The following is a 26,988-nucleotide window of genomic DNA, read 5'->3' as shown; positions in this document are numbered from 1 at the left end:
CACCGGCTTCGTGCTTTTCACCTTATTGGTTTCCAATTAGAGAAATGCCACAGCCCGAATCGGATCTCCCCGATGCTGCCGTTGAGCTAAATCCTCTCACATCTCCTCGAATTTATCTTTATTTAAATAGAATACGAGACCTTCAACTGCGCTTCTTGCTCCAAACTCGTATCACGCTCCATAACGCGGTCCAAAATCAGCTTTTCAAAATAGGCGAAGCCGCTATCCCGCTCCCTCGGCCGAGGAAGCGTAATGGCGACATCGAGCGCGATGGCTCCGTCTTTCATCAATACAACACGATCGGCAAGCGCCACCGCCTCGCTCACGTCGTGGGTTACAAGAATGGCAGAGAACCTCTGTTTTTGCCACAGCTTCTCAATCAAATCCTGCATGTCGATGCGTGTCAACGCGTCCAATGCTCCTAACGGTTCGTCAAGAAGGAGCAGCCGTGGGTTTCCCGCCAACGCTCTCGCAAGCGCTACTCTCTGGCGCTGCCCGCCTGACAGCACACCCGGCCATTCGTTCGCTTTATCCTCCAGCCCTACCATCCGGAGGGCCTCCAAAGCGCGCTCCTTATTTCCGTCTCGTACACCGATCCGAACGTTCTCCAGCACTTTCTTCCAAGGCAGCAGCCTTGCGTCCTGAAACAGAACCCTCGTATCCGGATCAATACCCGTGATTTCCTTCTTATCCAGCAGCAGCGTTCCTTCCGTCGGCTCATCCAAACCTGCCACCAGACGAAGCAGAGTACTCTTGCCGCAGCCGCTCCGTCCCACAATCGCGATAAATTCGCCGGACTTGATGTTCAGGTTCAGCTTCTCCAGCACCCTCACGTCGCCAAACCGCTTGCTCACGTCGTTGATGGCCAAGTGAGAGCCCAGCACTCCAGTTTTCATGATCATTCTCCTTCCTTTCCAATCCTTGCTTATCCCTTCCGATAGTTCGGATGCCACTGAAGGAATAATCCTTCGAAATACTTCGCGATCGAATCGGACAGCTTGCCAAGCAGTGCGTACAGGATAATGCTAAGCACGACGATATCCATTTGCATAAATTCGCGGGCGTTCATCGCCATATAGCCGATTCCCGAATCGGCGGAAATCGTCTCCGCCACAATGAGAGAGATCCACATGATGCCCAACGAGAAACGAACACCGACAAGAATCGAAGGAAGCGCCCCCGGGAGAATGACTTTCCAGAAGAGCGGCAGCCCCCGTAAACCATACACCCTCCCCATCTCAATCAGCCCCGGATCCACCGTACGGATCCCGTGGAACGTATTCAAGTAGATCGGGAATGCAACGCCAAGTGCAACCAGAAACAGCTTCGCCGCTTCACCGATGCCGAACCAGAGGATGACGAGCGGAATAAGCGCCAGATGCGGAATGTTGCGGATCATCTGGACCGATGTGTCAATCAGCTTCTCGGCCAGAGGAACAATGCCGTTCAACAGGCCGAGTATTAACCCTATACCGCCGCCGATGGCGAAACCGATCAACGCACGGGTTGTGCTTGTTCCAATATAATCAAAGAGCATTCCGTTACCGATCAAAGTAAACAACGATTTCACCACAGCAACCGGAGTCGGCAGTATGCGTGTAGAAATGATTCCTAATTGCCCTAGAATTTGCCATAGAATGACAAGCGCAGCCGGAACGATCCAGACAAACCACGATTTATTTTGCCACTTTCGCAGGAGGCTGACTGTTCTTTTTCCCTGCATATTCCGCCACCTCTTTCGCACGGTTTCCCGCGACCTCACCCGGAAGCTCGTTATTGGCGATCAATTCGCCGAACGGACTGACATATCCTTGCCTTTCCGACGTGCCCTGAGGCCGGTCAAGAGGCAGCAGCGGGAACAACAGCTCCGCCGTCCTGTACGCCTCCTCAAGATGCGGATATCCGGACAGGATGAACGTTTCGATGCCTAGCTCCGCGTATTCTTTCATCCGTTCGGCAACCGTTTCAGGGTCGCCGACGAGGGCCGTCCCGGCGCCTCCCCTGACAAGACCGATTCCTGCCCACAGGTTCGGGCTGATTTCCAGAGATGCACGGCTGCCGCGATGAAGCTGCGCCATGCGCTTCTGCCCTTCGGAATCAAAGCGCTCGAATATTTTTTGCGCCGCTTCAATCGTCGCGTCATCGACATATTGGATAAGCTCGTTCGCCGCTTTCCAGGCTTCCTCGTTCGTTTCGCGTACAATCACGTGCAGCCGGATGCCGAAGCGGATCGTTCTGCCCTGTTTGGCGGCAAGCTCCCGAACGTGTTCAATCTTCTCCTTTACCTGCTGCGGAGGCTCGCCCCAGCTCAAATATACATCGACATGCTCGGCCGCCACCTTTTGGCCGGCTGGCGAGGAGCCGCCAAAGTAGAGCGGAGGATACGGCTTCTGGATCGTCGGGTAAACCACCTTGGCTCCGTTGACACGCAGGTGGGTACCCTCAAAGTCGACTTCCTCGCCCAAAAGCTCCTTCCGCCAAATATGCAGAAATTCATCGGTCAAGTCGTAACGGCCATCATGATCGAGGAACAATCCATCTCCGGCAAGCTCTACCGGGTCTCCTCCCGCCACTATATTAATAAGAAGCCTGCCGCCGGAGATGCGGTCGAAGGTGGACGCCATGCGCGCCGCCAAAGTCGGAGACATCAGCCCCGGACGGACCGCTACAAGAAACTTCAGCTTCTCGGTCGAAGAGATCAGGGAAGATGCCGTTACCCAAGCATCCTCGCAAGACTTGCCTGTCGGCAGAAGAACACCTCCGAAACCAAGACGGTCCGCCGCTTCCGCAATCTGCTTCATATACTGAAAATCGACTGCACGTGCGCCCTTGGTCGTCCCCAGATACCGGCTGTCCCCATGCGTCGGAATAAACCAAAACACTTCCATTGAAATCCCTCCATACCGCTTTTTTATTTATTCTTTAAAACCGCATCTTTGACTTGAATGGGCTTCGGAATAAGTCCGAGCTTCTCGAACGTATCCGCAATCCGCTGCTGCTCGGCGATGACCTCCTCACTGATTTGCTGCACGCCATATTCGCGTCGTCCGGAAGCCAGCTCCAGCGACGGAACGTCGATGCCAAGCTGAGCGGACAACAGCTCCGTAAGCTCCTTCAAGTTCGTCTTCGCCCATTCATCTACCTTGTCCAGTTCTTCAAGCAGTATAGCAGTAAGATCAGGGTTTTTCTCGACAAAGCTACGGGAGGCCAAATAAAATTCATGATTGCTTACAACACCCGTACCGTCAGCCAAAATGGTTCCTTTCGTAGCCGTTTGAGCCGCTGCCAGGAACGGATCCCAGATGACCCATGCATCCACGCTTCCTCTCTCGAACGCTACTCTGGCATCCGCCGGCGGAAGGAATACCGTCTCCACATCTTTATATTGAAGGCCGGCCTTCTCCAGCAGCACCACCAGCAAATAGTGGACATTAGAGCCTTTATTGAGCGCTACCTTTTTCCCTTTGAGATCGGCAACCGATTTGATCGGAGAGCCTTGCGGCACCAGAATCGCTTCGCCTTGCGGACTCGGCGGCTCATGCGCCAAATAGACGAGAGGCGCGCCGGCTGCCTGGGCGAAAATCGGCGGGGCTTCGCCGGTATGTCCGATATTGATGCTGCCGACATTCAGCGCCTCAAGAAGCTGCGGGCCTCCGGGAAACTCGGTCCATTCGACCTTCACGCCTTCTTTTCCAAGCCTTTCTTCCAGAACCCCTTTCGCCCTCAAAAAATTCATCGTGCCGTATTTCTGATAGCCAATCCTGATAACCTTCGCCTGGTCGCCGCTATTACCACCATTATCGTTTGTAGAAACCGCAGGTTTCTCCACGCTGCCGCAAGCGGGAAGCGCTAATGCAAACGCGATTAAAGCCACAGCTATTACAATTTTCCGTATCATGATATGATTTTCACACTCCCAATGCAGTGGCGATATTTAGGCCTTAACCGCGTTCTCAGACTCCCGTTTTCTCTCAATTCTCCATGCAGTCTCCCGAATCAGCTCTGCAACCGAGTTTTCAAGACGAGACTTTAATTCCTCTTCCAATTCGTAACCGCCTTGCTCGGTTTTCGTGACCCAGCTATCGACTGCAAATACGCCGCCAAGCACATGTCTTGCGCCCAAAGCGGCCAAAACCGGCTTCAACGCATAATCGATCGATAGCAGATGGGAAATTGTACCGCCGATAAACAAAGGGAGCACAATCTTGCCCTCAAGCGCACCCTGCGGCAGCAAGTCCAGGTACGTCTTTAAAACTCCCGTGTACGAAGCTTTATATACCGGGCTCGCTACAATCACCGCATCGGCTTCTTGAACCTTCTCGTTCGCGAGACGCACATCCTGGCTGTCGAATCTTGCGTAAATCAAGTCATCGGGGGGCAGCTCGGTCACCTGAACCCAGTTCAATTGAACGTTCCCTGAGGCCTGCAACTTCTCCTCAACAAACCGGGTAAGTCCATTCAACCTCGATACCTTGTTCGGGCTCCCGACAATGATTGCGATCTTCAAATTCTGTTTAGCCATCCAATACCCCTCCATTATGTTTTTTCAGCGAACGCAAAAAAGGAGACGCACCCCTCCATACGTTCAAGGAATGTCATCTCCGGCTGTCCGGTGGATAAATCCTATATGAATACTTGGATTTCTTAATAAGAATAATTTTACCACTGGAACACTTCATCTGTCAATGATTTTTTCTTTTCTGCATTTTTTCCGAATGAATATGCGCTTTTTTTGCTTGTTCAGTTCAATCGCACCCGCTTCCGGGAACGATTTTCGCCAAAACTCCCCGTTTGCCCAAAACTCTTCCCGTCAACCAAAAGGCATGGCCGGCAACGGAGCCGGGAAGGGCATTGGGGCAAGCTGGATTCATATCGGTTTGGACCCTTACATGCCGGGGTTGAATTTATACCGTCCCGTATTGGTCAATTCGACAATAACGCGGACGCTGCGCAAAGAATCTTCGCGCAACAAAAATTGATCCTCGTCCGCAAGCCGGTGCCATTCCGATGGATTGCGCCGAAACAACGGCTCGCTCAGATTGTATACATCCACCTTCCGCTCAAACCCTTGCCGGTAGGTATGACGGATTTGTTCCTCGATCTTCTGTTCTGCCAAGCTGATCAGTTCCCGCTTGGTCATTTCCTGATGCATTTCATTGACCCCTGCCTGCAGTATTACCGTAACGTCAAAATAGCCGCCGGGTTGAACTGAAGGCGTGATCTGCACCTCCGGTTTCTCCATGACCAACACAGCGGCCAATGAGTTCCCGCGAAAGAGATAAAGCGGCGCCCGAACCGTTTTTTCGTTCATCCAGGGCAATCCCTGCAAATCATTCAAATCCATATGTCCCCGGTACCGATCTTTCTGAAAGACGTGCATGCCTTCATACTCTAACAGCGGATGTGCTTTCCCGCTTTCTTTCCATTGGTCCTCCACAATCCGAAGAGAAGCCAGGTAGCTAATTCGCGCATCCTCTTTCAGAGACGTGATAAATTGATACAGCCTGACCGGCTTAATGATCGAGATTTGCCGGTATTGTTCTTCCGGACTGTGCAAAATGGACATTTTCGGGGACTCTTTAAAAAATGGAGTAATGTTAAAAATGTCTTCAATCGATTCCCTGGTGCTGAACGCCCATACCAAATAACGGAATTCCCTAAATCGGTCGAGCAATTCCAATACATCCCGGTATTTGTTTTGCTTCAAAATTCGTTCGCTGAATACAATCGCTGAAACATGGCCCCAAAGCAATTTTTTTTGCGACGTTGAATATAAACTGTTAGCTGCTTCCGTAAACGATTTCCCTGTTCCTTTCCCGACCCATACAGGCCCTTCCGACAGTTTTTGCTGACCTTCCAACTGGGCTACACTGGAAAAATCCAGCAACTGCACATACATGATGCATTTTCCGCCGCTGTAATCAAACCCAATGGCCGTTGCATAGTTCATGTCCTGGACTTCCCGGATGTTCCAACAGCCGGTGGTGATGGTCAGCAGTACCATCACCACAGTAAATAGCTTCAATCCCTTCACTTCTTATCTTCTCCTTGACTACTCGTATCATCGAGAATATTGAGCATCTTTGGACGCCGCTTCTTCCACACCCAAGGCAATCGGAACAGCGCATTCGGCAGGTCCTTGAAAAAGGGAGGAGACAATGGAGCCAAATAAGGAACACCGAAAGAGTGAAGTGTCGACAAGTGAACCAGCAAGATAAAAATACCGAGAAAAAAACCATATAACCCGAACAATGCGGCAAAACAGAAAAACATGAATCTTAATATGCTTACCGTCCCGCTCAATGCCTGATTGGTCAACGTTGCGCCGAATACATGAGTCAGCGCGCCGATCACAACAATCCCCGGAGACAAAATGCCGGCTCGAATGGCGGCATCTCCGAGGATAAGCCCTCCGACGACGGTAAGCGTCGAACCGACAGTGGACGGAAGACGAACACCCGCCTCACGCAATATTTCAAGAAAGAGCAGAGCAAGGAACATTTCTATGGTTACCGATAGCGGAATACCGAGCCGGTTGATCGTAAGAGTGGCCAGCAGGTAGAACGGAATTTGATCGTGATGATAAGCGAGCAATGAAACCCAGAGCCCCGGCAGCATAAGAGACACAACCAATCCCAATAACCGGAGTGATTGTCCGAATGTCGAGGATAATGCTGTATAATGGATGTCCTCCGGCGTCTTGACCAGAAGCATTAAATTAGCAGGAGCAACCAAAGCCGCCGGAGTTCCGTCCACCAGCAGGACAAATCGTCCATTCAGCAAACAATTGACTGCAAAATCCGGCCTGCCGGTATACGCCATTAAGGGAAACCATGCCTTGGCCGGCGATATGAGCTCCTCCAATTGCGTCGCGCTGAAAATGCCGTCGATGGTAATTTTTTGAATCCGTTGTTTCACGTCCTGTATGATTTTCGGATCGGCTATATCATACACGTACATCAATCCGACTCTCGTCTGCGTGCGTTCACCGACGACTAGCGAATCATAGGCCAACGAAGGAGATTTAATCCGCTTGCGGATCAGCGCGACATTGGTGACCAAATCTTCCACAAAACCGTCCCTCGGTCCCCTGATGGAAACCTCCAAATTCGATTCTTCCGGCTTTCTCGTCGGCAAGTCGGCAATATTAACCGTACCAGTGACCCCAAGTGCGGGGATATGCATGAGCAGATTGCCTTCAAACACATTTTGGGCCGCTTTCCGCTGCCAATCATGATCCGGTAAAAGCTCCAGATGAAGTTGACTCGCCGATATCAGCCACTCGACTTCCGTAAAGCCGTATATTTCATAAAAACGCTGCAAACGAGGCAGCACCAACTCATGAATCATTTGCTGGCTATCGCTCAAACCTTCACAGTAGACGAATAAAACGGATGAACGGTCATCATTTGCATTCAAAGTGTATATATGATGCTTGACATCGGCGCAACGTTGGAAAAAAGCTAAAATCGTATCGGTATCGGCGGGTTCAAACGTTAGGTTTGAGGATGGTTTGGAAGCTGGATTGTGTTCTTGGTTCGGGGACTGTGTCGAACCGTGCGATCCTCTTAGAAGCCGTTTCATAAACCACTCTTTAAACACCGTCATTTCACCTTCTTATTCTGTTGGATATCCAAATTTTTGTTACAAACAACGCCGTTAATCCCAAAACGACATAGACCGACAACGGAAAATACACTTTACCAAGAAATTCCAGAAACTCAGCATCACTGAAAGGCAGAAGGACAGCCCCGATCATCAGTATGGCGGTGAGTATCAGCCATGGCAATGGCTTATTCGGTTTCCATATGTCGACCAGAACAAAAAGGGCCAGTGTGACACGAATAAATGTTCCGGAGAGCCACTGGTAGATGGAGAAAAAATCAAGATGCGCAATATACTGTCCCAATTGGACCATACGCCACTGTTCAAAAGCGGGATAACGCTGTTCTGCCGCCTCATTGGGTCCAAAAATGGCGATGGAACCCGTCAACGGACCCAGAATCAGACCTGTTAGCAATACGAGGACCAGCATGAGATTGCCGAATCGCGGGCGCTTGGTTAAGTGCTCCTGAAAAAAAAGAATGCCCATCATTTCTAAAAGCCCCCCCGCAGCATAAAAGAGGCCTTTCCATATGGGTGCCGTCCCAAACTCCATAACCGGAAACAGCAGGCTGTAATCCTTGTACTTGAAATTGGCTGACATGACAAAATCACCGAGTATGATCACAAAAGGGAGCAAAATGCCGGTTACGATCGCAATCGAGCGCAATCCGGCTTTCGCAGCAAATAAATTGCAGATCACTCCCGCTAATACTAATGCCAAAACCGGTGTTTGCGGCAAATAAGAGGCAATGGTCCATGTTATGGTGTCTTTGAGGCAAAGCGTGCCCATGGCGAACACATAGACACTGATCAAAATTAACAAGAAGCATGATAATAGCCTTCCAAAGTGCCGGTACAGCCAAGATTTGAGCGGTACCCCGTTCATGTCCTTGATAATGTAGGACAAACACGCGACCCAAACCGGGGATATAGCCAAGACGACCAAAACACTAACCCATGAATCTCTATGGGAGACCGTTAGCAATAGTGGGATAATGATCACGTGATTCAGAATACCGATGGCTATCAGGATCAGCATATATCCTTGAAGCAGCGATATCTTGTTGTTAGCCGATGCGATAGTGATCACCACTTTTCTATATTTTCCTTATTATTGTTTCCCATTTCACCCTGTATAAACAAAAAATTCCTGATGGCGGATCTCGCGGCGCCAAAAAATAAAAAAAATGCCAGACCCCAAAACCGGTCTGACAATTTTCTTCATCATATGGACCTATGACCTGAATGGCGCAAGGCGTTGTGCCAGGAACTGTGCTCCCTTTTTTGCTCCAACCATCAGCCCCGAGGCCCGGAGCCTTAAAATCTCCCTGACTTAAAAATCGAATATAACAGCCACAAAAACATGATCATCGCCAATCCCAAACCCATTTCAATCGCCGGAAATTGCCAGAGCAAGGTGGATTGTCTGCCCAGAGAAGAACCGATAATCACACCTACCATAATAATACTGAAGGATAACAAAACAATACTAAAAGACAACCGGTTGCTGATCCGATCCAATTTCTTTAAGAAAAGATCCAGTTCAGGGACAGCGATCTCAAGCCGAAGTCTCCCCTGTTTGATCAAAGAGGTTACTTCTTTCATGTGTTTGGGAAGATCCAGCAGCAGTTCCCCGTAATCGGAAACACGATTCCATACCGTTACCGATACACTTTTGGGATGCAATCGTTCCTTTAACAATTGACGCCCAATGGGCTCCGCAATGTCGAAGATGCGAAACGCGGGATCCAGTTTTTCAACAACGCCTTCAACCGTCAGCAATGTCTTCCCCAATAACGTCAAGTCTGGGGGGATCCGGATGGAGTGCCGAAACGCTGTGCGAAACAGGTCGTTGACGGCCTCTCCGAGACTGATTTGACTTAACGGGACACCGTAATACTTCTCCCTCAATTGTTCTACATCGCCGCGCAGCTGCGCCATATTCACATCATCCGGCACCAATCCCATGCGAAGGATGGCTTTTATGACCCCGTCTGTACTTTGACGCATCAAAGCAATGACCAAAGAAGAAAAATGGTATTTCATCTCGGGACTAAGCCGTCCTACCATGCCAAAATCGATAAACGCGATCACTTCACCCGGTAATACGAGCACATTTCCGGGATGAGGATCCCCATGGAAAAAACCGTTATTAAAAATTTGGTGAAAAATCGCCTTGGCAAGACGTTCCGCCAGATTTTTCGGGTTGTAGCCGTACTGTTTCAGTTTATCCGGCTCATTGAGCTTTACTCCGTCAACGTATTCCATGGTCAATACTTTCTTGGCGGAATATTCCAAAAATACTTTGGGAACATAAATGGCAGGGTCATTGCCGAATTGTTTTGCGATTTTCTCCGCATTGCGGCTTTCCATCGTATAATCGAGTTCTGCCCGAAGGGACTTGGAGAATTCATCCACCATAATCCGAATTTGATATCTGGCCGCCCATTCCAGACGATGTTCAGCAAGAGCCGCCAAATCCTGAAGAATTTCCAAATCCGTTTCAATCACACTGGCGATATTCGGACGCTGGACTTTGACCGCTACTTTTTCGCCGGATCGCAAAACAGCCTGGTGGACTTGTCCTATAGACGCAGCAGCCAACGGAGTATCTTCAAAATGTTGAAAAATGTTATCCGGTTCGTCCGCCAATTCCTCCTGAATAATGCCGCGCACTTCCTGAAATGAAAAAGGAGGGACCCGGTCCTGTAATTTTTCCAATTCACGGATGATCTCTTCAGGAAGCAAGTCGGGACGCGTACTTGCGATTTGCCCCAATTTCACGAAAGTGGGTCCCAATTCCTGCAGAACGAGCCTGATCCGTTCGCCAACGGATTTTGGATCCTTTTTCTTCGGTTCGAAGAACATTCTCTGGGGAAGAGAGAGAAACTGAGCAAAACCGATTTCCTCTACCACGATTCCAAATCCATGACGAATCAAAGCAATGGCAATATCCCGATATCGACTGATATGGCGCATCCTTTTTCCAATCATCCATACGTCCCCTTTAACAGCCGGGGGGCCTTGAATGGGCCCCCTTATTTACTCGCCTCGTTTTTCCAGGTTCTGAATTCGCTGTTCCAGCCGCTGGATATCATCCTTTGTGGCTAAATTCAATTCGTCCGTCATTTGTTTAAGCTGCTCACGCACCAAACGTTTTAATCCGTCTTTTTCTTCTTCGCCTCGTTGAATCAGTTGATGGATCATATCCTTCGACTCTTCCTTGGATAATTCCCCTTTTTTCACCATTTCATTAACCAGCTTTTCCACCTGTTCTTTGCTTATAACGGCCAAACCCAGTCCAAACGCTAATCCTTTTTTGACAAAATCCATCATCACCGCGACCTCCGTTTCTGATTTATTTCAGCAGGGATATCACTTCATGAATCTTGTTTTGGGCTTCTCGTTCCCCCGCTAGAATACACTCCCGGATTCTGCCGATGTCGAAGGCGAAAATATGCCCGACTTCCGGCCGAAACACCACATCCGCAAATTTTAGATTGCCCCGGCGCTGTACCGTGGTCATAATCGTAAAAGAACGGTAAACCACTTCCAATAGATTGCGCGGCTCCTGTTCTTCATGCTCTCTTTCGACATCCACCGCAAGGATTGCATCTATTCCCGCCGTACGCAGAAGATCAGCGGGGAGGTTATTCAACACTCCCCCGTCCACCAACACTTTGCCCTGATAATGAACGGGAGAGAAGATACCGGGAACTGATGTGGTGGCCCGGATGGCCAAAACGAGACTTCCTTCTTCAAAAACAAAAACGTCTCCTTTTATCAGATCGACCGACACCGTCCGGAACGGAATCTTCAGATCCTCGATTCGGATGTCGCCAAGCCCTTTATGTTCCAGAAATTGAATCAGCATGGCGTATATTTTATTTCCGGCCAAAATCCCGCGCTTGAGAATTCCGATATCCACGAACCGGTAGGAGGGGGTGTTCAGAATAAACTCTTCAATCTCCTCGATGTCAATACCGGCGGCAACCAACCCCCCGATGGCACCGCCCATGCTGGTACCCGCAATAAAATCAATCGGGATTTGATGCTTTTTAAAAACTTTGATCACGCCAATATGCGCTAACCCGCGTATTGCCCCTCCTCCCAAAACCAATCCCACTTTCATGCTCATTCTGTCCTTCTCACCCCTTGAGGTTTGCCGAGAAATATATCGTATGGTTCCACGTCCGTCGGATTGATTCAAAACAGCTTCTCCATTACAGTTTATCCATGCCGGATACCAATTCATTCCTCCTTTCATTTTTTCTTGTTATGTGCGACCTGACCCGTCAGGCCAGAGATTCATAAAGAAAATCGGAAAGCATTCCCCTTTCACGGTCGGAAAGGTCTGTAATTGACTTTAGATACCGTCCGATCAAATCGGTTACCTCGATGCCCATCTCGTGATTCATCGTTTGAATGATCGTGCCAAGGACGGTCCCTACAAACATCGTCATCCGCATTTCGTTTGTCGGCGCGTGTTGAACAAGACTTTTGATCAAAGACTCGGTTCGCCCGCCCAGCTTGCGAAGGTAAACAAGAAGAAGCCCGATGATGTACGCGCAGAAGGCAACCCGAACCTGTACCTTCGGAATCTCCTCCATCACCTTTTGAACGGCGTCGCTGAGGCTGCTGCTTTTTAAGCTGTTTAGAAGCGCAAGCACCTTCGTTTTTATTTGATGCCACTCTTCCGGATCGATGACTTCAGAACGAGGTTGTTCGAACAAACTCGAAGCTTTGGCTGTCGGCTGAAAAACAATTTGGGAACGTCCTGTTTCGCCGGGATTTACTGCGTAATCACGGGTGAGACAGCCAAGCTTTTCAAGTTCCTTCAGCATGTCGTAGGCCGTCCATTTGCTGACGCCAATCGCTCTTGCTAATGTTTCATAATGAACAGGCATGTTGGTTTTATTGTACAAGTCGATCAATTTCTGAAGAAATTGCTTTCGGCGTCCGGTCAAAATCACGCCACGGCCACCCCCCAAAAAACCAAAAATATATACTGTCTAAAATATAAATCCAATTCAAAACGGTTGTCAATAAACAATCCCCAAAAAAGCAAAAAAACAGGTGCGACTCCCTCTATTTATCCGGCTTTTCCAATCGTGACGCTTAAAGCAAGGGAATCGGATTTTGCATATTTGCTTCTCGGGCATTATATGATATATTTTAGTTTGTCTTTTGTGTCTTTTTTGTTTTTGTGTATTTATGTTGTGGAGGGAATTTTATGCGTTCCAATCGTGATCATAATGGGGTCGGCATTACAGGTACAGGATTTTACGTTCCGCCATTCGTTTTAACCAATTTTGACTTGCCGGAAGCTCTGGAAACTTCCGATGAATGGATTCGACAAAGAACAGGCATCCGTCAACGATATATAGCCGATGAGTCGACGAACACATCCGAACTGGCTGCCATCGCCGCAACTAAAGCTTTAAAGCAAGCCCGGTTATCCCCGAAAGAGGTTGATCTTATCATTGTGGCGACCTCAACTCCGGATAACGCTTTTCCGTCAACTGCCGCACTTGTTCAGCAAAAGCTCGCTTGCCATGCGGCCGCATTCGATCTGTCGGCGGCATGCTCGGGTTTTGTCTATGCCTTGTCCGTTGGCAGCCAATTGATTCGGTCCGGTGCCTACAAGACCGTTCTGGTCATAGGAGCCGACGTATTTTCAAAAATTTTGAATTGGAACGACCGAAACACGGCAGTGCTGTTTGGAGATGGGGCAGGCGCAGTTGTTCTTCAATCCCTCCCCGGCTCCTTCCCGTGTTACTCTCTATTGGGTGCGGACGGTTCCGGATCAGAGCTGCTCAAGTCCCCGGTTACGGGACCGGTGACGATGAACGGACGAGAAGTATTCAAGTTTGGAGTCCGAATTTTTGATGCCTTGCTTCGGAAAGTCCTGGACGATTTGAGTCTGAGCATAGATGACATCGCCTTGATCATTCCGCATCAAGCAAACATCCGAATGATCGAGAAAGCCGCAGAGTCAGCCAACATCTCTCTCGATAAAGTATTTGTAAACGTTGAGAAATACGGGAATACGTCAGCAGCTTCCATTCCCATCGCTCTTGCAGAAGCCATTGAACAAAACCGTGTACGTTCCGGTGACATTGTTGTATTGATCGGTTTTGGCGCCGGACTAACCTGGGGCGTTCAGGTCATTCAAGTGGCTTGAAAAAATAAAATATTACTGTATAAGGTCGGGACTATCGATTCATTTTGCATATCAAGGAAGGAATTTAATTCCATTCACCGAAAATTTATTTAATCATTTTTCTTTTTATTGAAATAGTAATGAATCATACAGAACGCTAGGAGGACCTCAATGAAGAAATTCATCCGTGTAATCGTCAAGGTACTGCTTGCCGGATCTTTGGTCGTGTCAGTCAGCCCGACGATCAACGTATCCCAGGTTTACGCAGCAAGTTATGACAACTCGTTCGTTCAGGCTGTCGAATCCCGGTACAACCAGCTGGAGGCGAAATACAGCGACCTGTATGCATCGGACAAGAAGAAAGCGACGGCAGCATACGACGCCTTTTATGAGCAGATTCACAACGAGCAGCGCATCTTGAACGACCTTGTCGAAAAGGATCTCGACGAGCTGGCCAAGCTGTTGGACAGGGACTACACTGAACTGTCGGATAAATATGGCGGCAGCGGTTATCGAGATGCATTGAATGCCTACCAACGGGAGATCAACCCGAATTACACCTCCGGAGCGTTATGGAAATATGCGACGGCGATCAACGAGAACTATTTGTCGAGCACGCTTTGGCATTTCGCAAATCAGATCAACGAGAACTACAGGTCTTCCCTGATGTGGAATTACCACAACGAGAACAACCCCAACTACTCCGGCAGCACAATGTGGGACTACAGCAACGAAATGAATCCGAACTACACCAGCAGCACAATGCGGAAACTGCGCAACGAATCCAATATCAATTATTCGGGCGGGACGATGCGGGAATACCGGGTCGGGCGGATCTCGCGGGCAGAGGCGGAAAAACGGATCGACAAGGTGCTGACGGATGGGGAGAAGGAGCTGCAGGAGATCCGCGATGCCGCCGTAGCCTCCCTGGACAAGACACAGAAGGATACCGTCCTAAAGCTGACGGCGCTGCGCGATACGACGGTAGAGAAGCTGCTGCTTCAGCGAACGAGCTCGTTGGAAGAAATCATGAGCTTGCGGAAGCGGCATTTTGGCGGAGAGCTGGAAGTGAAGCCGCTCATCATCAGCTTCGATAAAATCAAAGTGATTATCGACGGCGAGCTGCAGAAGTTCGAGCAGCCCCCGGTCAACAAAGACGGGAGCGTTCTGGTTCCGATGCGCGCGATTTTCGAGAGGTTGGGGGCCGTGATCTCCTGGAACGATACGGAGCGTTCGGTGACGGCAACCAAGGGCAGCGTGACGGTCTATCTCCGGATCGGCAGCACCCAGCCTACCGTCAACGGGATTGCCAAACCGCTTGAGGTGCCGGCCCAACTGGTAAACTCATACACGATGGTGCCGGTACGCTTCATCAGCGAATCGCTGGGCGCCGAGGTGAGCTGGGATCAGGCATCCCAGACCGTCTACATCAAAACGCAATAAGCCGTTAGAAAACGGATTGGTCATTCAAGCCGGGGTTCTTCTACCCCGGTTTTTTGCTATGCGCATCCTGGGTCCGGTAAACAAACGGACCTTGCAGCGGATGACATTGAGGATCGGATGAGCTAAACCATCCCATAATGACAGGCTCAGCCGAAAGCGATTCCATGACCAATGGACCGAAGTATTACAATTCACCTTCCAGTGATGTAAAATGTAATTAAAAGGAGGGTTTCTCGATGGAGTTAAGGCATTTGCGCTACTTTGTTACTGTTGCTGAAGAACTTCATTTCGGACGGGCTGCTTCACGTTTAAATATTGCACAACCTCCACTCAGTCAACAAATAAGGCAGTTGGAAGATGAACTAGGGTTTCCCCTGTTATTCCGTACCAAACAACGAGTAGAACTTACAGAGGCGGGAAAAGTATTTCTCGAAGAATGCCGCTTATGCCTGGCACATATAGACAGGGCTATAGATGCCGCCGGGCGGGCAAATAAAGGCGAGATTGGCCGGCTTGACATCGGGTTTGTCGGGTCGGCAACTTATAGTATTGTGCCTTTTCTGCAAAGATACCGCTTACAATATCCTTCAGTGAGCCTAATGCTCCATCAAATGAAGACAACGAATCAAATACAAGCCTTACATGACGGACGCATTCATCTTGCTATCGTTCGCACGCCAATTCAAAGTCCATTTTTGACATCGAAGATCATTCTTAAAGAGCGGTTCATTGCCGCACTTCCACAGAAGCATCCCTTAACAAGAAAAAGAAAACTGCATATGCAGGATCTTGCCGGCGAACACTTTATTATCTCATCACGCAATAACGGATCCATTTACCATGACGCCGTGATTCAACTCTGTTATAAGTCGGGATATCGTCCGAACGTTTCTTTGGAGGCGCCGGAAATATTGACCATTGTTGCTTTTGTATCGGAAGGCATGGGCGTTGCATTGGTCCCGGACTCCTTTCGAAATCAAAAAAATAAAGGCGTCATCTATCGGGATTTAGAGGATGTTGAACCGTGTCTGGAGATGTCCCTCGTCTGGAGAAATGACGAAAAATCGCAAGTTCTGAATGAATTCCTGAAATGCATCAAATAAACCGTAGCGGAAATCAAAAAAAACTACGGCGGCATGAATAACATACATGTTATTTGAGCCATTGGTTTTCTAAATTTTTAAGATAATTTTGTGGATCGCGTTTAAACCGTTTGCGCATAACACTATCGCTCAACCGGTTATTCCATTTTTCTTTCTGTTTCTTGTAGCTTGTGTAGTCGACCATCCTTAAACGGGCGATTAGGTTTTCCTGTTTAAGTCCATCATCAACGAGCACAACCATCTCACCATTCCGTAAGATGTATTCGTTCCAGTTGCGTAGCCCGGTCATCCGACGGTGTCGTGTCTTCGTAGCTCGGAAGAAGCGTTCCAGATCGTTGTTCGTTCTTGGCACATGATAATGATCGTAGCAAGTGAAGAGTCCCTTCCAGAATCCCTTGCTGTAACTAAGGAGATTGTTAACCATTTCCAGATCATTCTCTTCGGTATAGGAAAGCCGAACCCAATCCAACAGCTTTGTCATTTCCCATTCAACTGTCTTGCTTGTCTTATCCATGCTGGGTTCAAGGATTTCTGCAATGTGACGGATTGGCTTCATCCAGCGAGCGACTTTCTCGTATTGTTGCTGAAGGGAATCGACTTTACTAAATATTCTGAAAACGTTTTGAAGTAGGGTGGCCCCCTTTTTTATCCAAGCATTTTTGAAGGGACGCTTGAATGGCTTGGGCCTGTTCATAGATACGCATACCGGGTAAATCTAATGGAGGATTTCCGTCTTCCAAGAGCAATGCACGTACGGCAGCAACGTAACCCTTCGCGATGCTTGCTTCTTGTGAATCCGACTGTTCGATTTTCCGCTCGACTTCACGAATGCCGCGCATGCTTTTCTTGAGCTCGGTCTTTAACTTTCGATCGACATCAACAACCGGTTTCGCGATGTCTTTTAAATAATGGTACTGGCAATATTGATAAGGCACATCGGGCAAAAGCGTCTCCATCGCTAGACGAATGGATTGCTGTCCATCACTAACAATACCGACGATCGGATAGCCTTGCTCGATGATCGGTTGGATGAGCGTTTGTAACTCGGCAGATGAACCACTTTTCATGTTTTTTGCTATTAAGACAGTACCGCTGAATACTTCACGAATTACATAAAGTGTCTCATTGCCTTTCTCTGGCTGGACGCCATCCATAGACAAGATAATACCGCCGTTTTGTTCTGTGACTTCAGCCAGCACTTTCTTCGTATGTTCAGTAAGACTAGCAGCAAGCAATGTTTGATACCGTTCATACAGATTTTGTGCGCTCCGTTCGGATGTCTGAACACCTCTCGCGTTCAATTCATCCGCAATCTCCTTGCGGGTCATATGCCGTTTGAAGCGAAGTTCACCAACTAGGCAAACAACGTCGAAGCCGTAAGGAGAATGCTTCATGCTTATTGCTTCTGCTTCCGCCGATTTGTAGTATACACCTGGCTTCGGGCAATCTGGATTTTCGCAATGGTAGGCCATGCTCCAAACGTGAACGACTTCTTTCAATGTGGCGATTTTCTTATTCCATGCTGTATGTGAACGACGTAATTTCTGTTGGCAGTGAGGACAATTCTTATGTTCAGGTCTAAAGTATATTCTCCGTTGTGGACGCAGACGGTTTTTGGAAAGCAATGCGGGTCAACTCCTTTGGAAATTTTGACCGTAATTACTTCGACAAACCGTTAGGAAGATCCTGTTAGTTATTCATGCCGCCGTAGAAAAAAAACAATCCCTCGAAGCGTCGATAACATCATTCGAGGGATTTAGCAGAATACTCCGGCTTCCATTATTTATCAGGCTCAGGCAATACCGTCTTCGCAATTTTCGCATCCAGCTCTTCGTAATCGTAATACCGGATCGTCTCGTACAGTTCTTTGCGGGTTTGCATGCGATCCAGGGAGTCGACCTGTGTTCCCTTATTTTGAATCTCGGCAAAAACGCGTTCGTACGCCTTGGCGGCAACCCGAAGAGACGTGACCGGGAAGATGACCATGTTATATCCCCACGCTTCATATTGTTCCGCCGTATAATAAGGGGTTCTCCCGAATTCGGTCATATTGGCCAGCAAAGGACATTCCAGCTTGCTTCTGAAGTGCTTGAATTCTTCCTCGCTCTCCAACGCCTCCGGGAAGATGCCGTCCGCTCCGGCGGCTGCATATTGTCTCGCTCTATCGATCGCGGCATCGATTCCTTCCACGCTTTTCGCATCCGTACGCGCAAGAACAAACAGCGTAGGACATATCTCTTTAATCGTGCGGATTTTTTGTACCATTTCCTCGACGGTAACAAGCTTCTTCCCGTTCAGATGACCGCATTTTTTCGGCAGCTCCTGGTCTTCGATCTGAACGGCGGCGACTTTAGATTCCGCCATTTCCTTGGCGGTCCGGGCCACATTGAGCACCCCTCCAAAACCGGTATCGATATCGACCAGCAGCGGTAGACCGGACGCGCGAATAAGATCGCGCGCCCTCTCAGCCACCTCGTTGGAATAGACAATACCCAGATCCGGCAATCCCCGGCTGGCCGTATAAGCGGCTCCCGAAAGATAGATCGCTTTAAAGTCATGCTGCTTCGCTATTCTTGCCGACATTCCATCATGTGTGCCAGGAATTTTGAGAATCGGTCCGCCGCTTACAAGCCTTCGGAATTCGTCGGCCAGCCTGCTTTGTTCCGGTACCTTTTCAATTAACCACGCCATAATAACCTCCACGTTAACATGTCTTGAACGTTATCTGTCAAATCACATACAGACTCAAATATTCTTGTACCGGCAACTCGGTCAATCGGTTATAATCCGAGGACAGCTGCAAAATATCGGCAGCCTTTTTCCGGGGAAAACGAGTTAACAGATTGGCTTCAAACTTTTCGAGAACTTTGGGCAATCCTTCCGCGCGGCGTTTGCGATGACCGATCGGATATTCGCAAATAACCTTCTCCGAATGCGTGCCGTCCTTGAAATGAATTTGTACCGCGTTGGCAATCGACCGTTTCTCCGGATCAAGGTAGTCTTTGCTGTACTGCTCATCCTCAATGACAACCATTTTTTTTCGAAGCTCGTCGATTCTGGGATCGGATGCCGTTTCGTCCTCATAATGTTCGGCGGTCAACGTACCGTACAACAACCCGATGGCCACCATATACTGCAAGCAATGATCACGGTCAGCCGGATTATGAAGCGGGCCCTTCTTGTCAATAATCCGAATGGCGGATTGATGCGTCGTTAAAGTAATTTGATCGATTTCGTCGAAGCGGTCCTTCACCGATTCGTGCAATTGGAACGCGCATTCGACCGCTGTCTGCGCATGAAATTCTGCCGGGAACGAGATTTTAAACAACACGTTTTCCATCACGTACGATCCCAAGGGCCGTCCCAACACCAATGCCTTGCCATTGAACAGTACATCCTGAAATCCCCAATGTTTGGCCGACAACGCAGTAGAGTATCCCATTTCTCCGTTTAACGCCATAAGAGCCAAGCGTACGGCCCTGCTCGTAGCATCGCCGGCAGCCCAGGATTTGCGCGAGCCGGTATTGGGGGCGTGGCGATATGTTCTCAAGCTGCCTCCATCAAGCCATGCGTTGGAGAGCGCATTGACGACCTGTTCCCTGCTGCCGCCCAGCATGGCCGAAACCACTGCCGTTGAAGCCACTTTGACGAACAGCACATGATCCAGTCCGACCCGGTTCAAGCTGTTTTCAAGCGCCAATATCCCCTGGATTTCATGCGCTTTAATCGCAGCCGTCAGCACATCCTTGATCGTGAATGGCGATTTCCCCTCTACTACCCGACCGCGGCTCAGATAGTCCGCGACGGCGAGTATGGCGCCCAGATTATCCGACGGGTGCCCCCATTCGGCGGCGAGCCATGTATCGTTATAATCCAGCCAGCGGATCATGCAGCCGATATTAAATGCCGCATGAACGGGCTCAAGCTCGTATCTCGTTCCCGGAACCCGGGCCCCGCCCGGCAAATTGGCACCCGGTACAACAGGACCCAGATGCTTGGCGCATTCCGGGAAACGGAGCGATAATATAGCTGTTCCGAGTGAATCAAGCAGTACATGCTGGGCGATGCGATACGCTTCCTCACTCTCTACAGTATAATCCAATACGTAGTCGGCAAGATCATTCAATAATTGATCCACTTGTGAGTCATTCTTTTGAATATAGTCTGTTGTACTCATTTGCAATTCACTCTCCGTCTCCATTTATCGTGATCATCTCAATTTTGTGGATGTAATCCGCGCGGACCGTTATAAAACACGCGAGGCCGGAACAACCGGTTGTTTTCATGCTGCTCCATCACGTGCGCACATATGCCGATCGTGCGTGCCGCAAGAAAAACCGGCGTGAACAAATCGATCGGAATACCCAGCAAATAATACACGGGAGCTGCATAATAATCGAGATTCGGATAAAGCCCTTTTTCACGTTTCATCACATTTTCTCCGATGACACAAATATTGAAAAGTTCATGCTTATCTTTCTCCTGCACCAATTCAGCCAGCGCTTCTTTCATCAGCATGGCGCGCGGATCAACTTTTTTCATGTACACGCGATGACCGAAGCCCATGATGCGTTCCTTGCGGGACAACTGGTTCAGCAAGAGCGGTTCGATTTGGCTTTCCGTTCCCGCCTCAAGCAGCATCTTCATCACTGCTTCGTTCGCACCGCCATGAAGCGTACCTTTCAGCGATGCGACGGCGCCGGTCAAAGCTCCGTATATATCGGATTGCGTAGAGGCAATCACGCGCGCGGCAAACGTGGAATTCGGCATCTCATGCTCGCTGTACACGATCAAGGATTGGTCAAAGACCCTCTCCTCCAACTTCGTGGGAACGGTTCCTGTGATCATGTACAAGAAATTGGCTGAATAGGAAAGATCCTTGCGCGGTTCCAACAAGGGTTGCTTTGTAACAGCCCTGTATCCGTTTGCAACGATTTGCGGTACTTTGGCCAGCAGGCGAATCGATTTGCGGTAATTCGCATCCCGCGAACGATCCTCCAGTTCCTCATCATAGCCGGAAATAGCGGAGATCCCCGTTCTCAATACATCCATTAAATTCGTCTTTTGCGGAAGCAGCTTCAATATCGAAAGGACGTCTTCGGGGAAGGAATACTCGGATTTCAATTTTTCCTCCAACGCATTTCGTTGAACCGGGGTAGGGAGCTGGCGGTTCAACAATAACCCGACGACATCCAGATAGGTTACTTTGCGGGCAAGTTCAATCAAATCATAGCCACGCAATACAATTTCTTCATTCTCAACATCCAGATAAGAAATGGAAGTTTCGCTAGCAATCACGTTTTCAAGACCGGGCTGATATTGGACAGTCATTCTTTCTTCACTCCTTTATAAGGATGGATTGCTTTAACAAGTGTATTAAACAAGCGCCCAACCGTCTAATATACATATCATCTTTGGTAATATATCAAACATATCAACTCATTTAATCGTATGCGCTTTCAAAATATCTATTCCAGCGACCATTCCCCATAAAAACGGGCGTTTGCCTTGACCCGGCTGCAAACCGTCATCAGATTTACGGCGAACAAACAATGGTTAAGCTTCTATCTTTCATCCCGAATTCTCATCACCATGGTTTTAGCGGCCATGTCATGCACCCCTTTTTCTCCTTTGCCTGCAAATAGTATGAGAATGTACAGAAGCAGCATCAGATTAGGGATGTAAATGAGATGCATATGGGCCGGCGGCCCTTCCATACCCCACCATGGTTCGGGAACCAGGATAATGATATGCGTTAATTCCCAGGGCAAGAGCCTGATAAAGGTTCTTAGGAACGCTTGCCTGAAGGTTATTTTTGATCGTTCACGATTCGTTACTTTTAATTTTAGCATCCGTTTTCCAAGGGTTTGCTGTTGATTAAGCTCAAACCAAATAAAATATAACCAAACCGGCAGCGACATGGATAGAAGCACCCAAATTTCAATATGATAGCCTTCCTTCAAGAAATGAAAGGGAAATCCGGATGTTGTGATATAAACCAGCCCTTGCAAATCGACTAAAATGATTGCCAGCAATACGAAATCCAGCCAATAGGCCAGCAGTCTTCTCAGAGCTAATGTCATTTGATCACCTTTCATTTCACGGTATTCGCTTCCCGCGATAAAACCATATTGCACAAATAGGCTTTGAATCGCGCACTTGCTGCAGCGGTTTTTCTTCCCACGAAAGGAACACGTCATGGACAATGTCTTCCGCTTCGATGATGCTCCCCAAAGTATGATATGCTAACGACAAAAGCAGTGGTTTCATCTCATTATATACCTTTTCCCGCTCCAATGCGCAGTTCTCCCCCTTTCGAAACGCGATAGTCGGTCAACCACCGATCACCAAGCCACGCAGTTTCAATCTGAATAGCATACAGACCGGATGGCGACACGAATTCAGCTTTTGCATGTACTGTTTGAGGAGATAATATGGCTCCGTTCGCGGCTTCACGATACGGGTGGTCGTACAGGGGGGTGGCTACTTTTAAGTTGAGGTCGGCGTTCATTGGACGGATTACGCCAATTTTTGTGTTTTCTACTTTGATCCACATATTACCAAGCCAAGTTGTATGTATTTGAATCCATGTATTGTCGTTTGGATATGCATAACCATTATTATCGAACTGAGTTGAAACCACATTTACCTCTTGTGGACTGAGCGAAGCCCAAGGTTGGCTGGAATGACATTTCGCTGCTATTCGTCTGTCGCTGATTGAAATAATGGAAGGGAACACCCAGCCTGGGTGGGGTGGGCATAGGAGATATCGCTTGATGGAAGGATATGGGGGTGCATTTACTGAATGCGCTGCTTTAAGGGGAAGTCGATTTAGGGGTTTAGGAGCCCCGCTTAGAAGGGAAGCAAATGTCGTTATTGTCGCATACGGTGCGGAAGGTGGACAGCGGAGGCGCTTCGCCGCTTTAGGGAATACGGATGTCCCACGATCCGGCTCCGGCAGAAGAAGAGAGCGGAACAGTATAGCTTTCATTCGTCTTCTCTGCTCGGATTCGCCTGCCCCCGCCCTATCCCCTATCGACTAAACGAAAATATCCTTTTGCCGCCGGTTACGGAAGATTGATTTGCCACGAAACCCCGAACTTGTCCACAAGCCAGCCAAACTTCTTGCTGAAGGAATAGTCGCCCAATGGCATCAGAACTTGTCCGCCTTCGGATAAATGCGCAAAAAGCCGGTTGCTTTCTCGGGTGAGGAGCATCCGGCATTCAGTCTTTGACTTGCAGCAATCGCAAACTGTTGAGGGTAACCATTAAGGTTGCCCCCATGTCGGCGAAAATCGCCAACCACAGCGTAAGCCATCCGGGAACAATGAACAGCAGCGCCAAGACTTTAATTCCAAGCGAGAACGCGATGTTCTGCTTAATGATCGCCAGTGTTTTTCGGCTTAGGCTTATGGTGTACGGCAGCTTGCTTAAATCATCGCCCATCAAGGCAATATTCGCTGTTTCCAGAGCTGTATCCGTACCGGCGCCTCCCATTGCAATTCCGACAGTGGAAGCAGCAAGGGCAGGAGCATCGTTTACCCCGTCGCCAATCATGGCGACATTGCCGTACTGGCTGCGAAGCGTTTTAATATACTCCAATTTATCCTGCGGCAGCAGTTCCGCTTTGACTTCTGCTATACCTAATCGCTTGCCGATCGCATCGGCAGTCGCTTGGTTGTCGCCGGTAAGCATGACGGTTTTCTTCATGCCAAGCTCATGCAGCTTATGAATGACATGCTGGCTGGAATCCCTCACTTCATCGGCAACCGCGATCAGAGCCAAGATGTTTTCTTCCGTCCCCAGCAACATGACCGTTTTCCCTTGGTTTTGCAGCTCACCGATTTGTGTCAGAATTTCTTTATCGATGGATGTCTGCAGCTCAGAGAAAAGTTTGGGGCTGCCCATGTAATAAAGCTGTCCGTCAACCTTCCCTTTTACCCCTTTACCGGTGAGGGAGCTGAATTCTTCCGCATCGGCTTTAAAATCGACTTGCACCGCTTCTGCTTTTCTTACAATCGCAGACGCGATAGGATGCTGCGAGCCTTTTTCCAGAATGGCTGCAATTCTTAAGATTTCATTATTTTTCCCAAAAAGATTCTTACCAATCGTGATAAAATCAGTGACTTGAGGCACGCCCTTTGTCAGCGTTCCTGTTTTATCAAAAGCAACCGCCGAGATTCGCCCCGCTTCCTCCAAGTGAATGCCGCCTTTAATGAGCACGCCGCGTTTCGCCGCGTTGCCGATCGCCGTCACGATCGATACCGGAGTGGAGATCACAAGAGCACAAGGGCAGCCTACAACAAGAAGCGCTAAACCTCTATAATCCATTCTCCCAGCTGCTGCCAACGAATAATGGCGGAATGACAGCAACAAGTACGGCCGCGATCATAATCGCCGGCGTATAATATTTCGCGAACTGGTCAACGAACGCCTGAGAAGGAGCCCGCTCGGCTTGCGCTTCTTCCACCAGATGAATGATTTTTGCAATCGTCGTATCCTCGACCGTCTTGGTTACTTGTACTTCCAGCAGCCCTTCTTCATTAAGCGTACCTGCATAGACTTCATCATCGACGGTTTTTGCGACAGGAATCGATTCGCCGGTAATGGCTGCTTGATTGACGTTAGACTCTCCTTTAATGACGACTCCATCCATCGCCAGCTTTTGACCGGGCTTTACGATCATAATGTCCCCGACCCGGATATCATCTACGTTTACGGTGAGCTCGGTGCTGCTGCGGCGAATCAACGCTTCTTTCGGTGCAATGTCCATCAGCGAGTGAATCGATTGGCGAGCTTTTTCCATGGAGTACCGCTCTAATCCTTCGCTGATTGCAAACAAAATCACAACCGTGGCCCCTTCGCCCCATTCGCCAATGGCAGCAGCCCCTATAATGGCTACGGTCATTAGCGTATTCATATCAAACTGAAGGCGAAAAAGGTTCTTCAAGCCTTTTTTAAATAATTCATAGCCGCCGATCAGCATAGATGCGCCATAGGTTAGAGAGGAAAGCAAACCTTCCCCGTACTGCTCTCCCAAAAAGTAACCGGCGATCAGAAGCAAGGCAGAAACAATGACATTCCAGTTTTCTTTCCAAAATGGTTCTTTCTTTTCCACGGCACGCTCTTTGTCAGGCGTCACTTTCAGGTTTTCAAATGCTCCCGCCTTTTCTAATTCCTCTATCGATGCATTCCCAAAAACCGTTATTTTGGATGCTCCGAAGTTTATTTGCGCATCCTGAACGCCTGGGAGATTTTTTACGTTCTTCTCAAAGATGGCTGCACAATGGGTACAGGTAAAACCTTGAACCCGGTACACATTTTTCTCTTCTTTAGGATTTTGCGTTTTAATGTTCAACGGTCATCATCTCCTGACGATGCGCGGAAGCGAGTTTAATGAGTTGGCGCACATGGTCATCATCCATAGAATAAAATACCAGCTTTCCTTCTTTTCGGTACTTGACAAGATTCATTTTTTTTAACGTTCGCAGATGATGTGAAGCCGTTGCAAGCGTGGAGCCGATAATGTTGGCCACATCGCAGACACAAAGTTCATCTTCTTGGCATAGAGCAAAGGCCACTTTCATCCTCGTTTCATCGGCGAGCGCTTTAAACATATTCGCCATGCCTGAAATATCCTGCCGCATTAGCGAGTTTTGAACGCGCTGCACTTTTACTTCGTCAAAACAATACAGTTCACATGTATCTTTTGGCGTCATTCAAACACCCCATCAATCAACTAATCGTTTGAGTATAGGATCATCATACTCCCTATTTTCTATTCAGTCAAATGTTTGTTTGAATGTTCTCATGAGAAAAACAAAAACAGCATGCAAATTAGACGATCCAATTCACATGCCGCTATCCTCACTAATGAACTTATTAAGGCTAACTCAGCCTCCGTTTCATTTTTCTGTATTATTGTCGTATTTTTCATTTCATGGTAATTTATTAGGTAATTAGAGCTATGATAGGAGGATAATACCGATGAAACTCAAGAAAACCATTATGATTATTGTCCTGCTCTGCTTTCCTTTTGCTTCAATCGCTAACGCTCATCCCGGTAGAACAGATCAGAACGGCGGTCATACTTGTCGAACCAATTGTGAGAAATGGGGTTTGAAATATAGGGAGTATCACTATCATAACGGCGGTAACAACAGCAGCCGTTCGTCAAGCAGTTCCGGTTCTTCAGCAAACGCTGCCTCTTCAAGCATATCGCCAAAAGAAAACGTTCCTGAGGGGGCAGTTAAAGTAAGTCTGCCTGGCTTCAATATTTTTGTGAATGGTCAACAGATTTCAAACTCAACATCTAGGTATCCTGTTGTTGTTTATAAAGACATTACTTACTTTCCAATGACATGGAATTATACTCAGGCACTCGCCTTGGAGACAAAGTGGGATGCTGAGGTTGGCTTCGTGATCAGAAAGACAAATGATAAACCGGCAAATCTTAATACTGATCCCGGCGTCCCGGCTTCAAAGCTTTACGCCACAATGCCTGAATTTAACGTGTACGTTAATGATGTTTGGATTGATAACTCCTCAGAAGAGTATCCCTTACTGGTTCTAAATGACATAACCTACTTTCCTATGACTTAGAAATTCGCTGTTGAAGAACTTGGTTTGACAACAAAGTTTGAAAATAATTCATTTTATATTTCTAAATAAACT

At 48.4% G+C, this 26,988-nt stretch carries 25 protein-coding genes and 2 pseudogenes; 4 read left to right on the top strand and 23 right to left on the bottom strand.

The window, feature by feature from the left end; translation table 11 throughout:
- Positions 1 to 122: 122 nt before the first annotated feature.
- The 12 genes from EXW96_RS08270 to EXW96_RS08215 all read right to left on the bottom strand — a co-directional run bounded on the left by EXW96_RS08270 (position 123) and on the right by EXW96_RS08215 (position 12,578).
- On the bottom strand, positions 123 to 896 hold the full coding sequence (locus tag EXW96_RS08270; protein WP_054817784.1) for an ATP-binding cassette domain-containing protein: 774 nt from the start codon (positions 894 to 896) through the stop codon (positions 123 to 125).
- Positions 897 to 925: 29 nt separating this feature from the next.
- Positions 926 to 1,723: an aliphatic sulfonate ABC transporter permease SsuC gene (gene ssuC / locus EXW96_RS08265; RefSeq protein ID WP_054817722.1), complete on the bottom strand. Its 798-nt coding sequence runs from the start codon at positions 1,721 to 1,723 to the stop codon at positions 926 to 928.
- The gene (gene ssuD / locus EXW96_RS08260) at positions 1,677 to 2,888 is read right to left on the bottom strand and encodes an FMNH2-dependent alkanesulfonate monooxygenase (protein WP_062408967.1); all 1,212 of its coding nucleotides are present in this window, start codon (positions 2,886 to 2,888) and stop codon (positions 1,677 to 1,679) included. Before ssuD ends, ssuC begins: the two co-directional genes overlap by 47 nt.
- A 23-nt stretch (positions 2,889 to 2,911) precedes the next feature.
- Positions 2,912 to 3,898, bottom strand: coding sequence for a sulfonate ABC transporter substrate-binding protein (locus EXW96_RS08255; protein ID WP_174350314.1), 987 nt, complete (start codon positions 3,896 to 3,898; stop codon positions 2,912 to 2,914).
- Positions 3,899 to 3,934: 36 nt separating this feature from the next.
- Positions 3,935 to 4,522, bottom strand: a complete 588-nt coding sequence (ssuE, locus tag EXW96_RS08250) for an NADPH-dependent FMN reductase (protein ID WP_174350313.1) — start codon at positions 4,520 to 4,522, stop codon at positions 3,935 to 3,937.
- A gap of 363 nt (positions 4,523 to 4,885) precedes the next feature.
- Positions 4,886 to 6,034 carry a Ger(x)C family spore germination protein gene (locus EXW96_RS08245; RefSeq protein WP_309225043.1) on the bottom strand — a complete coding sequence of 383 codons (1,149 nt, stop codon included), beginning with the start codon at positions 6,032 to 6,034 and terminating at the stop codon, positions 4,886 to 4,888.
- Positions 6,031 to 7,584: a spore germination protein gene (locus EXW96_RS08240; protein ID WP_174350436.1), complete on the bottom strand. Its 1,554-nt coding sequence runs from the start codon at positions 7,582 to 7,584 to the stop codon at positions 6,031 to 6,033. The genes EXW96_RS08245 and EXW96_RS08240 overlap by 4 nt, the downstream gene beginning before the upstream one ends.
- A 25-nt stretch (positions 7,585 to 7,609) precedes the next feature.
- Positions 7,610 to 8,698, bottom strand: coding sequence for an endospore germination permease (locus EXW96_RS08235; protein WP_074726757.1), 1,089 nt, complete (start codon positions 8,696 to 8,698; stop codon positions 7,610 to 7,612).
- Positions 8,699 to 8,922: 224 nt separating this feature from the next.
- Complete coding sequence (ubiB, locus tag EXW96_RS08230; RefSeq protein ID WP_174350312.1) at positions 8,923 to 10,599, bottom strand: 2-polyprenylphenol 6-hydroxylase; 1,677 nt, start codon at positions 10,597 to 10,599, stop codon at positions 8,923 to 8,925.
- Positions 10,600 to 10,647: 48 nt separating this feature from the next.
- Positions 10,648 to 10,938, bottom strand: a complete 291-nt coding sequence (locus EXW96_RS08225) for a phasin family protein (protein ID WP_062410965.1) — start codon at positions 10,936 to 10,938, stop codon at positions 10,648 to 10,650.
- A gap of 25 nt (positions 10,939 to 10,963) precedes the next feature.
- Positions 10,964 to 11,737 carry a patatin-like phospholipase family protein gene (locus EXW96_RS08220; protein WP_174350435.1) on the bottom strand — a complete coding sequence of 258 codons (774 nt, stop codon included), beginning with the start codon at positions 11,735 to 11,737 and terminating at the stop codon, positions 10,964 to 10,966.
- A 163-nt stretch (positions 11,738 to 11,900) separates the two neighbouring features.
- On the bottom strand, positions 11,901 to 12,578 hold the full coding sequence (locus EXW96_RS08215; RefSeq protein ID WP_054817718.1) for a LexA family transcriptional regulator: 678 nt from the start codon (positions 12,576 to 12,578) through the stop codon (positions 11,901 to 11,903).
- A 260-nt stretch (positions 12,579 to 12,838) separates the two neighbouring features.
- On the opposite strand from EXW96_RS08215, the gene EXW96_RS08210 reads away from it, so the two are divergent.
- The 3 genes from EXW96_RS08210 to EXW96_RS08200 all read left to right on the top strand — a co-directional run bounded on the left by EXW96_RS08210 (position 12,839) and on the right by EXW96_RS08200 (position 16,314).
- Entirely contained in the window at positions 12,839 to 13,789 is a 951-nt protein-coding gene (locus tag EXW96_RS08210; RefSeq protein ID WP_174350311.1) for a beta-ketoacyl-ACP synthase III, read from the top strand.
- Between the two features lie 150 nt (positions 13,790 to 13,939).
- The gene (locus EXW96_RS08205; RefSeq protein WP_174350310.1) at positions 13,940 to 15,211 is read left to right on the top strand and encodes a copper amine oxidase N-terminal domain-containing protein; all 1,272 of its coding nucleotides are present in this window, start codon (positions 13,940 to 13,942) and stop codon (positions 15,209 to 15,211) included.
- Positions 15,212 to 15,447: 236 nt separating this feature from the next.
- Positions 15,448 to 16,314, top strand: a complete 867-nt coding sequence (locus EXW96_RS08200; RefSeq protein ID WP_062408974.1) for a LysR family transcriptional regulator — start codon at positions 15,448 to 15,450, stop codon at positions 16,312 to 16,314.
- 49 nt (positions 16,315 to 16,363) lie between these two features.
- On the opposite strand, the gene EXW96_RS08195 is transcribed toward EXW96_RS08200, so the two are convergent.
- The 11 genes and pseudogenes from EXW96_RS08195 to EXW96_RS08145 form a co-directional block, all read right to left on the bottom strand.
- Entirely contained in the window at positions 16,364 to 16,870 is a 507-nt protein-coding gene (locus EXW96_RS08195; protein WP_054820364.1) for a hypothetical protein, read from the bottom strand.
- Between the two features lie 46 nt (positions 16,871 to 16,916).
- Complete coding sequence (locus EXW96_RS08190; protein ID WP_254611176.1) at positions 16,917 to 17,786, bottom strand: transposase; 870 nt, start codon at positions 17,784 to 17,786, stop codon at positions 16,917 to 16,919.
- A 307-nt stretch (positions 17,787 to 18,093) separates the two neighbouring features.
- Complete coding sequence (gene prpB, locus EXW96_RS08185; RefSeq protein WP_174350309.1) at positions 18,094 to 19,005, bottom strand: methylisocitrate lyase; 912 nt, start codon at positions 19,003 to 19,005, stop codon at positions 18,094 to 18,096.
- A 37-nt stretch (positions 19,006 to 19,042) separates the two neighbouring features.
- Positions 19,043 to 20,491, bottom strand: coding sequence for a bifunctional 2-methylcitrate dehydratase/aconitate hydratase (locus EXW96_RS08180; RefSeq protein ID WP_174350308.1), 1,449 nt, complete (start codon positions 20,489 to 20,491; stop codon positions 19,043 to 19,045).
- 38 nt (positions 20,492 to 20,529) lie between these two features.
- Positions 20,530 to 21,645, bottom strand: a complete 1,116-nt coding sequence (gene mmgD, locus EXW96_RS08175; protein WP_062408977.1) for a citrate synthase — start codon at positions 21,643 to 21,645, stop codon at positions 20,530 to 20,532.
- Positions 21,646 to 21,878: 233 nt separating this feature from the next.
- The gene (locus tag EXW96_RS08170; RefSeq protein ID WP_054817782.1) at positions 21,879 to 22,397 is read right to left on the bottom strand and encodes an RDD family protein; all 519 of its coding nucleotides are present in this window, start codon (positions 22,395 to 22,397) and stop codon (positions 21,879 to 21,881) included.
- Positions 22,398 to 22,413: 16 nt separating this feature from the next.
- Positions 22,414 to 22,584: a sigma factor gene (locus EXW96_RS28505; protein WP_174350307.1), complete on the bottom strand. Its 171-nt coding sequence runs from the start codon at positions 22,582 to 22,584 to the stop codon at positions 22,414 to 22,416.
- Positions 22,585 to 22,588: 4 nt separating this feature from the next.
- On the bottom strand, positions 22,589 to 22,957 hold the full coding sequence (locus EXW96_RS08160) for a hypothetical protein (protein ID WP_062408978.1): 369 nt from the start codon (positions 22,955 to 22,957) through the stop codon (positions 22,589 to 22,591).
- Between the two features lie 424 nt (positions 22,958 to 23,381).
- Positions 23,382 to 23,516 (bottom strand): annotated as a pseudogene (locus EXW96_RS08155) (VOC family protein); the annotation flags it as partial.
- A gap of 22 nt (positions 23,517 to 23,538) precedes the next feature.
- A pseudogene (locus EXW96_RS08150) lies at positions 23,539 to 25,666 on the bottom strand (heavy metal translocating P-type ATPase).
- The gene (locus tag EXW96_RS08145; protein ID WP_174350305.1) at positions 25,662 to 26,033 is read right to left on the bottom strand and encodes an ArsR/SmtB family transcription factor; all 372 of its coding nucleotides are present in this window, start codon (positions 26,031 to 26,033) and stop codon (positions 25,662 to 25,664) included. The pseudogene EXW96_RS08150 and the gene EXW96_RS08145 overlap by 5 nt, the downstream one beginning before the upstream one ends.
- A 268-nt stretch (positions 26,034 to 26,301) precedes the next feature.
- Here EXW96_RS08145 and EXW96_RS08140 point away from each other — a divergent pair, with 268 nt between their 5' ends.
- Positions 26,302 to 26,916 (top strand): YHYH domain-containing protein, encoded by a 615-nt coding sequence (locus EXW96_RS08140; protein ID WP_174350304.1) that lies wholly within the window; start codon positions 26,302 to 26,304, stop codon positions 26,914 to 26,916.
- Positions 26,917 to 26,988 lie beyond the last annotated feature (72 nt).

This window comes from Paenibacillus sp. JMULE4 (genome assembly GCF_013337105.1).
Taxonomy (GTDB): Bacteria; Bacillota; Bacilli; order Paenibacillales; family NBRC-103111; genus Paenibacillus_G; species Paenibacillus_G naphthalenovorans.
The sequence above is the reverse complement of the archived record's forward strand: the minus strand, read 5'-3'. Positions and strand labels throughout refer to the sequence as shown.